General features: G+C 39.8%; 11 protein-coding genes and 1 other RNA gene. 3 read left to right on the forward strand and 9 right to left on the reverse strand.

Annotated features, from left to right (window positions below):
- Positions 1 to 743 precede the first annotated feature (743 nt).
- A complete protein-coding gene (locus DKZ56_RS15835; RefSeq protein ID WP_208650038.1) occupies positions 744 to 887 on the forward strand; it encodes a hypothetical protein in 144 nt (47 codons plus the stop codon).
- 74 nt (positions 888 to 961) lie between these two features.
- On the opposite strand, the gene recD2 is transcribed toward DKZ56_RS15835, so the two are convergent.
- Positions 962 to 3,415, reverse strand: a complete 2,454-nt coding sequence (gene recD2, locus DKZ56_RS11020) for an SF1B family DNA helicase RecD2 (RefSeq protein ID WP_425471025.1) — start codon at positions 3,413 to 3,415, stop codon at positions 962 to 964.
- Positions 3,416 to 3,555: 140 nt separating this feature from the next.
- On the opposite strand from recD2, the gene hisA reads away from it, so the two are divergent.
- Positions 3,556 to 4,302 carry a phosphoribosylformimino-5-aminoimidazole carboxamide ribotide isomerase gene (gene hisA / locus DKZ56_RS11025; protein ID WP_208652238.1) on the forward strand — a complete coding sequence of 249 codons (747 nt, stop codon included), beginning with the start codon at positions 3,556 to 3,558 and terminating at the stop codon, positions 4,300 to 4,302.
- Between the two features lie 303 nt (positions 4,303 to 4,605).
- Here the strand turns inward: hisA and DKZ56_RS11030 are convergent, their stop codons facing one another.
- Genes DKZ56_RS11030 through cymR form a run of 4 tightly spaced genes read right to left on the reverse strand, consistent with a single transcriptional unit; the run spans position 4,606 to position 8,046 of the window.
- Positions 4,606 to 5,283: a tetratricopeptide repeat protein gene (locus DKZ56_RS11030; RefSeq protein ID WP_208650040.1), complete on the reverse strand. Its 678-nt coding sequence runs from the start codon at positions 5,281 to 5,283 to the stop codon at positions 4,606 to 4,608.
- A gap of 44 nt (positions 5,284 to 5,327) precedes the next feature.
- Positions 5,328 to 6,449 carry a tRNA 2-thiouridine(34) synthase MnmA gene (gene mnmA / locus DKZ56_RS11035; protein WP_208650041.1) on the reverse strand — a complete coding sequence of 374 codons (1,122 nt, stop codon included), beginning with the start codon at positions 6,447 to 6,449 and terminating at the stop codon, positions 5,328 to 5,330.
- 14 nt (positions 6,450 to 6,463) lie between these two features.
- On the reverse strand, positions 6,464 to 7,609 hold the full coding sequence (locus DKZ56_RS11040) for a cysteine desulfurase family protein (protein ID WP_208650042.1): 1,146 nt from the start codon (positions 7,607 to 7,609) through the stop codon (positions 6,464 to 6,466).
- A gap of 17 nt (positions 7,610 to 7,626) precedes the next feature.
- Positions 7,627 to 8,046, reverse strand: coding sequence for a cysteine metabolism transcriptional regulator CymR (gene cymR / locus DKZ56_RS11045; protein WP_208650043.1), 420 nt, complete (start codon positions 8,044 to 8,046; stop codon positions 7,627 to 7,629).
- Between the two features lie 128 nt (positions 8,047 to 8,174).
- On the opposite strand from cymR, the gene DKZ56_RS11050 reads away from it, so the two are divergent.
- On the forward strand, positions 8,175 to 9,464 hold the full coding sequence (locus DKZ56_RS11050; RefSeq protein WP_208650044.1) for a replication-associated recombination protein A: 1,290 nt from the start codon (positions 8,175 to 8,177) through the stop codon (positions 9,462 to 9,464).
- A 126-nt stretch (positions 9,465 to 9,590) separates the two neighbouring features.
- Here DKZ56_RS11050 and DKZ56_RS11055 read toward each other — a convergent pair whose 3' ends face one another.
- The 4 genes from DKZ56_RS11055 to aspS form a co-directional block, all read right to left on the reverse strand.
- Positions 9,591 to 10,103, reverse strand: coding sequence for a hypothetical protein (locus tag DKZ56_RS11055; protein WP_208650045.1), 513 nt, complete (start codon positions 10,101 to 10,103; stop codon positions 9,591 to 9,593).
- Between the two features lie 165 nt (positions 10,104 to 10,268).
- Positions 10,269 to 11,030 carry a tRNA threonylcarbamoyladenosine dehydratase gene (locus DKZ56_RS11060; RefSeq protein WP_208650046.1) on the reverse strand — a complete coding sequence of 254 codons (762 nt, stop codon included), beginning with the start codon at positions 11,028 to 11,030 and terminating at the stop codon, positions 10,269 to 10,271.
- 175 nt (positions 11,031 to 11,205) lie between these two features.
- A non-coding RNA gene (gene ssrS / locus DKZ56_RS11065) (6S RNA) lies at positions 11,206 to 11,410 on the reverse strand.
- A gap of 149 nt (positions 11,411 to 11,559) precedes the next feature.
- Positions 11,560 to 13,326, reverse strand: a complete 1,767-nt coding sequence (gene aspS, locus DKZ56_RS11070) for an aspartate--tRNA ligase (RefSeq protein ID WP_208650047.1) — start codon at positions 13,324 to 13,326, stop codon at positions 11,560 to 11,562.
- Between the last annotated feature and the right edge of the window lie 9 nt (positions 13,327 to 13,335).

The raw sequence follows: 13,335 nt of genomic DNA on the forward strand, positions 1-13,335 counted from the left end.
TAGTATAATTTTTTCTTGTAATTCATTTTATGTTTTTTGTATATAAAGAACAATTTCATTTTTGTATGAAACCTATCTAATATCAAGATGAAAAATTGATAAATACTCTATAATTAAGCATTATATGTTTAAAATATATCAACATCTGACACAGATTCTTCACTTTTTGTATATTATTTTATTTTTAACTCACTGTTTCATTTCCAAAAGGACAAGAAACGTTCTCAATTTTATATAAATGGATGTACATAGGGCAAATAAGCAGCTGATTTAGGAATAAATAAAAAGAACAATGTTTGAATGAAAACATATTTATTGACAACTATTCTTATAATGATAGAGGCTGGGACATAAACAAAAAATGAAAGGGGCAGTTGAAAGAGTTTTGATAAAAAATTGATATAACGAAAAATTGATTTCCGTTCCGGGCCCGAGGAAAGCGTCCCCGGAACGGAAATCAATTTTAATAACATATCAAAAAAACATCATTTTCTCCTTGGAGAAAATGATGTTTTTTAAATTTGTCCGAACCTCTTTTTTGTCCCAACCTCTTTAAGTTGCCGTAGGACTCATTGTTTTAAGTGCAGCTTCAAACAGCTTCGTACTGCTTCTTTCAAGCGTTTTAATTGGCCTCGGCTACGGCAATATGCAATCTTGCATTCAAGGCATAGCTGTTAAAGTAACGCCTGTCCATCGAATGGGGCTTGCCACTTCCATCATTCTTCATTTTCCTTGATGGAGGATTGGGATTTGGGCTATATTTGCTCGGCTTCATTGTTCCTTACACAACTTACCGCAAGCTTTATTTCTGTTTAACTTTTGTCGTGTTGGCAACCATTCTTCATTACTTTTTCCTTCATGGAAGAAAAGCAACGATTTTTCAATAGTGCCAGAATCAAATAAAAAAACCGGACGAAGCTGAAGTTTTTCAGCCATCGTTCGGTATTTTTTTATCAGTCTTTTATTCATCTAAAAAATCATAAGGAGTGATTCCATCCATGCCAATCATCGGATGGATTTTCGATACGGTTTCGGCATTAAGAACAGGCGGAAGCGGAATTGCTTCATTTTCTTTTTTTTCTTCAACTGTATCGCTAACAACATGCTGATTTATTTTAGTTTCCTTCTCATCCGCCTCGGCTGGATTTAAACGAATCTTTAAAGTCGTAAACCGCTTCAAATCGTCGGTGCGCTCGATGCCTTTCTTCAATTCTTCCGGTTCGCCGCACAAAATTAAAAAGTTTTTTGCCCGGGTAATTCCCGTATAGATTAAGTTTCTGCGAAGCATTTTGGCATAACTGCGGACAATCGGCATGATCACCGTCTGGAATTCGCTTCCCTGCGATTTATGGATGGAGCAGCAATAGGCCAGAGTTATTTGATTCAAGTCGCTCCTGTCATACACCACTTCATTTCCATCATACGAAACAACCACCTGGTCTTTCTTTTCAACGGTTTCCTTCGCTTTCAAAATGGCAACGATTTCTCCAATATCCCCATTAAATACGTTCTTTTCCGGCTGATTGACAAGCTGCAATACTTTATCGCCAATGCGGAAAATCGTATCTCCATAGTTCACTTCTTTTCGCGTTCCGTCCTTATTTGGATTAACAAGCTCTTGAATTTCTTTATTTAAACGGTCAATGCCAGCTGGTCCTTTATACATCGGCGCCAACACTTGAATATCTCGAATGGATTGCCCTTTTGCCATCGCACTTTTCACCACTTGTGTGACGACGCTTGCAATTTGTTCGGCAGAAGCTTTTATAAAAGAACGGTCACTCGTTTTGGCCGTGAGACAATCAGGAACAAGACCTTTTTTGATTTGATGGGCCATTTCAATAATCGTTGACCCTTCCGCCTGACGGTACACTTCTGTCAGTTCAATGGTCGGCACAATATTGGATGCCAATAAATCCTTCAACACTTGTCCAGGACCAACCGGAGGCAATTGATCTTGGTCTCCCACAAGCACCACTTGCGCATCTGGCGGAATGCTTTTTAACAATTGATGGCTTAACCAAGTATCCACCATTGACATTTCATCAATAATGACAAGACGCCCATGAATTTCTCGTCCGATTTCTTCTTCGTTGTTTTTTTCTTGTCCATTAAATCCTAACAAACGATGAATCGTCATCGCTGGCAATCCGGTTGATTCGGAAAGGCGTTTTGCGGCTCTTCCCGTCGGCGCTGCAAGAACAATAGGAAAAGGCTCTTCCCTTTTGGCATATTCAATTGGATTTAACGAGAGCCCATGCAGTTCCGCAAACACTTCCACAATTCCACGAACCACCGTTGTTTTCCCAGTTCCTGGTCCTCCAGTTAAAATCATAATCGAAGAATTGATTGCCTGTTCAATGGCTTTTGCCTGCGTCTCGGCATAGGTTACTTCCAGCCGCTCTTCCGCTTCGCCAATAGCTTTTCGGATTTCATCCTTTGAAAACTTTTTTGTATGTTCATTGTTCTTAATAAAATGTAGAATTTTAGTGGCGATGCCGACTTCGCTGTAATAAAGAGACGGCAAATAAATTCGCGTTTCTTCCCCGCAAATTTTCCCTTCTTCCTCCAATTCAATAACAGCTGCCGATATGGATTCATAAGGGATTTCTTCTGTTTGGCTTTGTTCTAGAATCTCTTTTACTTCCGGCAGAAGTTGTTCCGCTTCTAAATATACATGGCCTTCCGTTAAAGCTGCCTGGTTCAACACAAAAAGCACTGCCGCTTTAATGCGGTCGGGATGGTTTCCTATGATGCCGAGTTTCTTTCCTAATTCATCCGCTTTGGCAAAACCGACACCTTCCACTTCTTCAGTTAAGCGATATGGATTTTGGGATAATAGCTCAATCGTCTCTTCCCGGTATGTTTGATAGATTTTCATACCCAGCTGCGGACCAAAACCCCACTCGCTTAATTGAATCATAATCCGGTCCAATCCTAAATTTTTCTCTAAGGTGCTTCGAATCGTGATTTTTTTATCTTCAGATAGCCTTGGCACTTCATCCAGTACATATGGATTTTCCATAATTTTTTTCAACGCATCGGCCCCTAATGTTTTCACGATCAATTCCGCCGTTTTCCGTCCAATTCCCGGAAACAGGTCGCTTGATAAATAATGAATAACTCCTTGTTCAGTGGCAGGCACTTCTCTTTCAAAGGTTTCCACTTGAAATTGCAATCCGTATTTTGGATGAGTTGTTAAGCCCCCGAAAAATCGGTAATCCAGCTCTTCATCCAGAGGCGGAAAATATCCAACAACGGTAATTTCCTTCTCTTCATATTGCAAATTCGTTTCTTTTATTTTTACTTTTACTATGGAATACATATTGGATGCGTTATGAAAAATGGAAACAATCGGTTGGCCTAAAATAAAGTTTTTATCAATATGTAAAGGAAAAAGTTCCCCCATTTTCATACGCTCCTCTCCGATAAAATCTCTTAATATCATATCATTTTTATCATCTCTTCAAAATAGAAACTTCCCCTTCTCGATTAAATGAAAAACCAATGATATGATGGTAATAAAAAGTATAGTTGAAGGGATTCGTGAAGGAAATGGAATTTAGACCATGCATTGACTTACATGAAGGAAAAGTAAAGCAAATTGTCGGAAGCACATTGGGACAAGAAAACGTAGTGGAAAATTTTATTTCAGAAAAAGATGCTTCCTACTACGCGAAACTTTTTCAACAAGATGGCTTGAAGGGCGGGCATGTCATTATGCTGGGCCCTGGAAACGAAGAGCAGGCAAAATTGGCATTATCGGTTTATCCAGACGGCCTTCAAATCGGGGGCGGCATCACTGCGGATAATGCGAAAAAATGGATTGATAGAGGTGCCAGTCATGTTATTGTGACTTCTTACATATTCCATGACGGAAAATTGGATATGGAACGATTGGAGAAACTTGTGGAAGCCATAGGAAAAGAGCATATTGTCCTTGATTTAAGCTGCCGAAAACGAGACGGGAAATGGTATGTGGTAACAGATAAATGGACGAAATTCAGCGATTTTGAAGTGAATCAAGAAAATATTTCCTTCCTAGAACGATATTGCGACGAGTTTTTAATCCATGCCGTTGATGTGGAAGGGAAAAAAAGCGGCATGCAGGAAGAGCTTGTGCAAGATTTGGCGAAATGGACAAACATTCCGACTACTTATGCAGGCGGAGTTCGCTCCTTGGAAGATTTAGAACGATTTAAAGAATTATCCGGAGGGAAACTGCACGTTACCATTGGCAGCGCTTTAGATATTTTTGGAGGAAATTTATCTTATCGAGATGTCGTGGCATATTGCAAATAAAGAATTTTAAAGAGGTTGGGACAAATCTAAAAAAACATCATTTTCTCCAAGGAGAAAATGATGTTTTTTTGATATGTTATTAAAATTGATTTCCGTTCCGGGGACGCTTTCCGCGGGCCCGGCTCGAGCCTCCTCGGAGCTCATTGCTTCGCTCCTGCGGTGTCTCGAGACACGGGCTATTCCCGCAGGAGTCGCCCCGTCACTTCAATCAATTTTTAGTTATATCAAATATTTATCAAAACCCTTTCAACTACCCCTTTAATTTTTTGTTTATGTCCCAGCCTCTTTTTATTGAATTCTTCATTAATTGAAGGCATCATTATTTTTTACTCTCATGTTTACCATGTCGTAAATATATCTTGCCTGGTCATGTTCCGGCTGGATGGTGAAAGCCTGCTTTAAATGATAAAGGGTTTTTTCTGTATCATCGGTCGAAAGGGCGTAAAGCACCCCTAAATTATAATGGGCATCTGCATTCTTTTCATCTTTTTCTAAAACAAATTCCAATTCTTTCTTTGCCAAATCAAACATTTCAAGCTTGCATAAAATAATGCCGTAGCTTAAACGGATTTGCAAATCATCAGGCGCTAGTTCAGCCGCCCGCTGCATGTATGGCAAAGCTAATTTCACTTGGTTTTCCTTTTCAAAGCATTTGCCTAGCATATAGTAGCTATCGGCTCCTTCAATGCCATACTCAATTGACTTTTGATACAGTTTGGCAGCCTCTAAAAAACGCTCGGCATTATAATACAAATTTGCAAGCCCATAATAAGCTGTTGCTGCTTTTTCATCAAGGGTAATGGCTTTTTGGAAAAATCGTTCTGCCCGCTCTACTTCATTCATTGCCGCAAGCACGTTGCCAAAGTTAATGTAGCCTATCGGATTATCAGGATTTTGTTCGATGGCTTCCGTAAAAGCTTTTACGGCATCTTCATAGCGTTTTTCTTGCAGCGCTTTGATTCCTTCTTCATTATAATTCATGCTTCTCACCTCTCATGAAAAAAGGCGACTCATTCAGCCGCCCATTATCCAACATAAGTTAGTTTTTCTCCATTTTTAAATACTTCATCAATCGTTCCACCGCCTAAGCAAACCTCTCCATCGTATAAAACGACTGCTTGTCCAGGCGTAATAGCCCGCTGCGGATTTTGGAAAGTAATGTTTGCGCGATTTCCATCCAATAATTCCACTTCCACCGGCGTATCTTCTTGACGATATCGGAATTTCGCTGTGCAAGTAAATTTGGTTGGTTTCGGTTTATTGGATGTAAAACTCATATTAATGGCTTTTAAAGATGTGGAATATAGCACCTCGTTGTGGAAGCCTTGTTCCACATACAGCACATTGCGTTTTAAATCTTTTCCAACGACAAACCAAGGTTCCCCTGCACCGCCAATTCCAAGGCCGTGTCTTTGTCCAATTGTATAATACATTAATCCGTCATGTTTTCCCATTACTTTTCCGTCAAGGGTTTCCATATTCCCCGGTTGGGCTGGCAAGTAGTTGCTTAAAAATTCTTTAAAGTTACGCTCACCAATAAAGCAGATGCCTGTCGAGTCTTTTTTCTTTGCTGTTGCCAATCCCGCTTCTTCCGCTATTTGGCGCACTTTTGACTTTTCAAGATGTCCGATTGGGAACATGACTTTTTGAAGTTGATCTTGCTTTAATTGATTTAAAAAATAGGTTTGGTCTTTATTTCGATCTACACCGCGCAATAACAGGACTTCGCCGTCTCGCTCTTGCACCTGCGCATAATGCCCTGTTGCCAAATAATCTGCACCGAGCTTTAATGCATGCTCAAGGAAAGCTTTGAATTTGATTTCCTTGTTGCACATGACATCGGGATTTGGAGTTCTTCCAGCTTTGTATTCCTCTAAAAAATAGGTAAATACTTTATCCCAATATTCTTTCTCAAAATTTACCGCGTAGTAAGGGATGCCGATTTGATTGCAGACTTTGATGACATCTTCATAATCTTCCGTTGCGGTACATACACCGTTTTCATCGGTATCATCCCAGTTTTTCATGAAGATGCCAATTACATCATAGCCTTGCTGCTTTAATAAATAAGCAGCTACAGATGAATCTACCCCACCGCTCATTCCAACAACGACTCGAATTTGTGATGGGTCTCTTGTTTCTACCATTTTCTTCACCTTTTCTAGTTATTCGTTATTCTTTTGACAATTTTTGCCGTACGCTCTGCAGCTTCCTTGATATCTTCCTCTGTTAATCCTAACCCAAAACTGAATCGAATGGAATTCCGAAGCTCTGGTGCACCTTTACCAAACATAGCAACGAGCACATGGGATGGATCGATGGAACCTGCCGTACAAGCCGAACCGCTGGATGCACAGATGCCATTCATATCCAAATTCACAAGGAAAGATTCCACATCCATTCCAGGAAAGCTGATGTTTAATATGTGTTTAAGAAAATATTCCTGATGTCCGTTGACTTTATAAGCGATATCTTCCTTGTTTAAAACGTCTAAGAAAATTTCCCGGAAACGGAGATAGGTTTCTCGTCTTTTTTCCATTTCTCTTTGCGCAATTTCAACTGCTTTTGCAAAGCCGATTGCCGCATGTACATTTTCCGTTCCTGCTCTTCGTTTTCTTTCTTGGGAACCGCCGTAAAACGTCGCAACAAGCGGCGTTTTTTCCCGCTGATACAAAAAGCCGATTCCTTTTGGCCCGTTGATTTTATGGCTGGAAACACTTAACAAATCTACTTGCAATTCGTTCACGTCGATTTTCTCAAGCCCGTACGCCTGCACCGCATCCGTATGGAAGATTGCTTGATGTTCCTTTAACAGTTCCCCTATTTCTTTAATTGGCTGAATCGTGCCGACTTCATTGTTGCCAAACATGATAGTGACTAGAATTGTATCGTCGCGCAATGCCTCTTTCACGGATTCAACGGAAATGCGACCGTTTTCATCAACCGGCAAATAAGTGATTTCAAAACCAGACTTTTCTAGTTGTTCACAAGCTTGAAGAACGGCATGATGCTCCACAGCAGTTGTAATAATATGTTTTCCTTTCGTTTGTAAAGCCCGTGCTACACCAAAAATGGCCGTATTGTCCGCCTCTGTTCCTCCGCTTGTGAAAATGATTTCCGTATCTTTCGCCCCGATTGACTTTGCAATTGTATTTCTTGCTTCATCCAAAACCTTTCTTGCATAGCGTCCTGCAGCATGGATGCTGGATGGATTCCCATATACCCGAGACATGGCCTCTGTTATCGATTCAATCACTTCTGGATGCACTGGCGAAGTTGCTGCGTGATCTAAATAAAAGGTTTTCATTCTGATAAACTCCTTTATTAAATATAGAACATATAACCGTCATATTCAGTTTCTTCATTGTAGTTTGCTAAATCTTCAATCGTTGTTGTATCAAGCACTTGCTTTACCGCATCACGAATCCGGATCCAAAGCTGTTGCTGAGGCGGCTCTTCATCTTCAATTCCCTCAACCGGCTGGATTGGACCTTCCAATACGCGGATTACATCGGCAGCGGAAATTTTGCTTGGTGGAATGGCAAGCAAATATCCGCCATATGCGCCGCGCACACTTTTAACTAACCCGGCGATGCGCAAAGGAGATACTAATTGTTCTAAGTATGCCTCAGAAAGATTTTTTTCTTCCGCAATTTTGCGCAATGGAAGTGGACCGTCCCCATAATGTTTTGCTAGTTCAATCATAATTGTTAATCCATATCTACCTTTTGTTGATATTTTCATCTCATACACCTCAAATTTTTATTCCGATATTCTTAGTCAAGTATACCATAACACCTTTTATTCCACTTGGAAAAGGTCTATTATAATTTTGTATAAAAAGTTTTAATCAGTTCATCGGAGGAAATACTATGCAAAACGAACCATTAGCCTTTCGAATGCGACCTAGGAATTTAAATGAAGTAATTGGACAACAGCATATTATCGGAAAAAACACCGCATTGTATAAAATGGTGCAAAAAGGTTATGTACCATCGATGTTATTATACGGCGAACCGGGAACAGGGAAAACATCCATTGCATATGCGATTGCAGGAAGCACAAATTTGCCTTTTTTTCCATTAAACGCAACAATTGCAGGAAAAAAGGATGTCGAACAAATTGTATCAGAAGCAAGGCTCACAGGAAAAGTCCTATTATTTTTAGATGAGATTCATCGATTTAATAAACTGCAACAAGATACATTATTACCCCATGTTGAAAACGGGTCAATTATTTTAATCGGCGCGACGACAGAAAATCCTTTCCATGACGTCAATCCGGCCATACGTTCCCGCTGCGGAGAAATTTTTCAATTAAAACGGCTCACTCCTGAGGAAGTAGTAGAACTATTAAATAGAGCCATAGTGGATGAAGAGCGAGGATTAGGAAAATATGCAATTGAAATTTCCGATGAGCAGTTAAAAAACATTGCCATCGCATCCAATGGCGATGCTCGAAAAGCCTTGACTTTATTGGAATCAGTTTTTTATGCTTCGGAAGAAATCGATGGAAAAGTGAAAGTGGAAGACCGCATTATTGAGCAGTTATCAAAACGGATTGGCGTTTATGGAGATAAAGGCGGCTCGCATTTTTACAATTTATTGTCAGCTCTGCAAAAATCCGTAAGAGGCAGCGATGTTAATGCCAGCTTATATTATTTGGCGCATCTTTTGGAAACAGGGGATTTGGTGGCCGTATGCAGAAGGCTGCTTGTAATGGCTTATGAAGACATCGGGCTGGCAAATCCTCATGTGGGCGCTCACGTATATGCGGCTACAGAAGCGGCAAAAGCGCTCGGTTTGCCTGAAGCAAGAATTCCCCTTGCCAATGCAGTCATTGAAATGTGCTTGTCTGAAAAATCCAATTCGGCCTATAAAGCGTTAGATGCGGCCATTGAGGCAATCCATGAAGGAAAAACTGGCGACATCCCAATGCATTTACGGGATGCCCATTATGCGGGGGCAAAAACTTTAGGCCACGTCGGTTATCAATATCCTCACGATTTTCCAATTGGCACTTTTGGCGGATGGGTGAATCAGCAATACTTGCCGGACAATCTCCAAGATGCGGAATTTTACCGTCCCGTGATAGCCGGTGAAGAAAAGCGGATGGCAACCATCTATGAAAAGTTGAAAACTCTGAAAAACAAAAATCCATAGTTTCCGAATGAAAAAGCCCCTATTTTTGTAAAATGTATTTCTACTTTTACTAAACAAGGGGCTTTTTCTGTTAAAAACCATATTTTCTTGTCCAAAAGCATAAGCCATTCACTCAAAGGTTATTAGTCAATTAGAAATTTTTTGTAAACAGAATTCATGAAAATATTTGATGCAATCAAACAGACGATTATTTTTGGCTAAATAGGTTTTTTCAAATTGGGAATGGTCATCATATAAATGGCTGTAAGTTTGTCCGATTTCTTGTAAAAATTGATAATTGCGCCCTTGCACATCCGGCAGGCAGCTTGCTGCATCGTACAAGGCATGTTTAATTTTTTCTTTTTGTTCTTCAGAAAGTTCTTTTTGAAGATTGATATATGCAAAAATTTTAAAGTACATAATTCGGCTTACATTATCCATAAACAAAGACCAATACATTTCATTTTCCGGCAATTGTCTATTATTACTTTGAATGTAATTTCTAAAGTAGGTATTTAACTCATTCAATAATTGCCCTAACTCTTCATAAGCAATATCCCATTTTTGAGATGTATCCACGTAATTAAATAAAATCCTATCCAGTTCTTCCTGCAGCTGAAATAAATTCATTAAGTCATTCGTCACTTGGATTTTCGTCATAAAATACCCCCTTTGTGATCCTGGTTATTATCAATAATAGCAATAAAGTTAATTTATTATTGGCGGAAATAATAAAACGTGAAAAAATTGTATTAAGTATGCTGATTTGTATTCATTATTGACAATTTTCGGAATTTGGGGGTATTTGCATTTTTATATAGAATGTTAGTGCTTTACACGTTGAATAGGAATATCTTTTAACACTGAATTAATAACCCAGCTTGCACAAATGAGACCACAAACAGATGGGCAATAAGCATTAGATGAAGGCGGCATTTTAGCTTTTCGAATCTCCGCATTAGGATTTCCTACTTCTTCCACCACATCCGGTCTTACTACAATCGGCGACTCATCGGAAAAGACAACGGTAATGCCTTTTTTAATGCCCTCTTTTCGCAATTTTGTACGAATCACTTTAGCCATTGGACAAGTATGGGTTTTGGAAATATCTGCAATGCGGAATCTTGTCGGATCCATTTTATTGGCAGCACCCATGCTGGATATAATAGGGATATTCCGTTTTAAACACTCTTTCATTAAATGAATTTTGTAGCTGATTGTGTCCGATGCATCAATCACATAATCAATATCGTATTCGAAAAATTTTTCATAGGTTTCTTCTGTGTAAAACATGTGCAAATGAATGACTTCACATTCCGGATTGATATCTTTAATCCGCTCTTTCATCACTTCTGCTTTAGGACGGCCGATAGTGGATAAATATGCCACTAACTGGCGATTAATATTCGTAATATCCACTACATCTTTATCTACTAAAATGATGCGTCCAATGCCGCTGCGCGCACAAGCCTCAGCCGCAAAGGAACCGACCCCGCCAATTCCCAAAATGGCTACTGTAGTATTTTTTAATTTTTCCAAACCTTCTTTACCTATAGCTAACTCATTTCTTGAAAATTGATGTAACATACCTTTCTGCCTTTCATTCTAATTTTTCTCATCGGAATTATAACATAACTCGTTTTTTTAGGGTATACTCCAATCTTTAATCATTTCAATCAATAATAAAAACTCCTCCAACGATCATGGAGGAGTCATATTTCCGATACATTTTATTTCAAAAATCAGTCCCACATCTTACGCGACGAATCCCGAAAGTGCCGTAGTGCGTAATTAACATTGTTTTGAACCCGCAGCTCGGCAGGTGGGTGCCCTCACTGACTCTTTAAACGTCCCCTGTATTGGCGTTCAAATGGGGCATGTTTGCCAAGCCAGGATTTGGGCTCCCTTTTTATAGGTGTTCGGTCAAAACTGTTAATGTAGCGCATTCGCGTACACTTCAGGATTCGTTTGTCTTTATAATATCATCCAATAACCAATATTGCAATGAATAAGGAATGATTTGTAATATTCTTTTGATATTTTTATTTAATATTTGATTCATCATTTTTTAACAAATGAAAAAGGATCAGGCAACCCGCTCCTTTTCGATTCTTCATTATTCTGGAAGATCCACTTTGATATGCAATTCTTTTAATTGTTTTGGTGTCACAGGGCTTGGCGCTTCCGTCAACAAGCAGCTTGCAGTCGCTGTTTTCGGGAAGGCAATTGTATCTCTTAAGTTGTTGCGGCCTGCTAAAATCATCACTAAACGGTCAAGACCCATCGCAATTCCGCCATGTGGTGGCACGCCGTATTCGAACGCTTCTAATAAGAAGCCGAATTGTTCATAAGCTTGTTCTTTCGTAAATCCTAAAAGATTAAACATTTTTTCTTGCAAGTCTCTTTCGTAAATCCGCAATGAACCTCCGCCCAGTTCATATCCGTTCAACACGATGTCATAAGCTTGGGCGCGGACTTTACCAGGATCTGTATCCATTAATTCGATATCTTCATCAAATGGACGAGTGAATGGATGGTGAGCCGCTGTATAGCGTTTTTCTTCTTCATCCCATTCAAGCAATGGCCAATCTGTCACCCAAAGGAAGGCAAATTGAGATTCGTCGATTAAACCTAACTCTTTTCCAAGTTTGTTGCGCAATGCGCCAAGAGAAGCGGCAACGATGGAAGCTTCATCTGCTCCGAACAATAATAAGTCGCCAGGTTCAGCACCAGTTGCATTTTTGATATCTTCTACAATTTGGCCTTCAAAGAATTTCGCGATAGGACCAGTAAAGCCTTCTTCCGTCACTTTAATCCAAGCTAATCCTTTGGCACCGTAAATGGCAACAAATTCAGTTAACGCATCAATATCTTTGCGGGTAAACTTGTCGTTTGCCCCTTTAACATTGATTGCTTTTACAACGCCGCCTTTTTCAACAGCACTTGTAAATACTTTAAAATTGCAGTCTTTGACAATGTCTGTTAAGTTGATTAATTCCAAACCGAAACGAACATCTGGCTTATCGGAACCGAAACGATCCATTGCTTCTTGGTAAGTCATGCGTGGGAATGGCGTTTGCACTTCTATGCCTTTTACTTCTTTCATAACCGCAGCCAGCATGCGTTCTGTCATATCGATAATTTCGTCCATGGACATGAAAGATGTTTCAATATCCACTTGTGTAAATTCTGGTTGGCGGTCTGCACGCAAGTCTTCATCGCGGAAACAACGAGCGATTTGGAAATATTTTTCAAATCCAGCCACCATCAATAATTGTTTAAATAATTGCGGTGATTGTGGAAGGGCATAAAACTCCCCTTCATGCACGCGAGATGGAACTAAATAGTCGCGTGCGCCTTCAGGAGTGGATTTTGTTAAGATTGGCGTTTCCACTTCCAAGAATCCGTCATTTTGCAAGAAGTTGCGGATTGTACGAGTTACATCCGAACGCAATTTGAATGTGTTGTACATAACAGGACGTCTCAAATCTAAATAGCGGTATTTTAAACGTACATCTTCGTTGATATCTACATAATCCTCAATAGCGAATGGAGGTGTTTTAGATGCGTTAATGATTTTAATGTCAGACGCTACAACTTCGATGTTACCTGTTGCAATATTAGGGTTTACTTGGCTAGGGTCGCGAAGTACGACTTTCCCTTCAATTTCCACTACATATTCGTTTCTGATTTTATCTGCAATTTCTCGGGCTTCAGGTGCTTCATCGCCAAATACAACTTGCACGATGCCAGTTCGGTCGCGAAGGTCAACGAAAATAAGGCTTCCTAAATCTCTTCGGCGTTGCACCCATCCTTTTAGCACCACTTGCTCGCCATGATGTTGTTCTCTTAACTCTCCGCAATAATGTGTTCTTTGAGCCATGTTAGTTCC

Origin of the sequence: Ureibacillus thermophilus, assembly GCF_004331915.1 — a bacterium.
In the GTDB taxonomy this organism is placed as follows: Bacteria; Bacillota; Bacilli; order Bacillales_A; family Planococcaceae; genus Ureibacillus; species Ureibacillus thermophilus.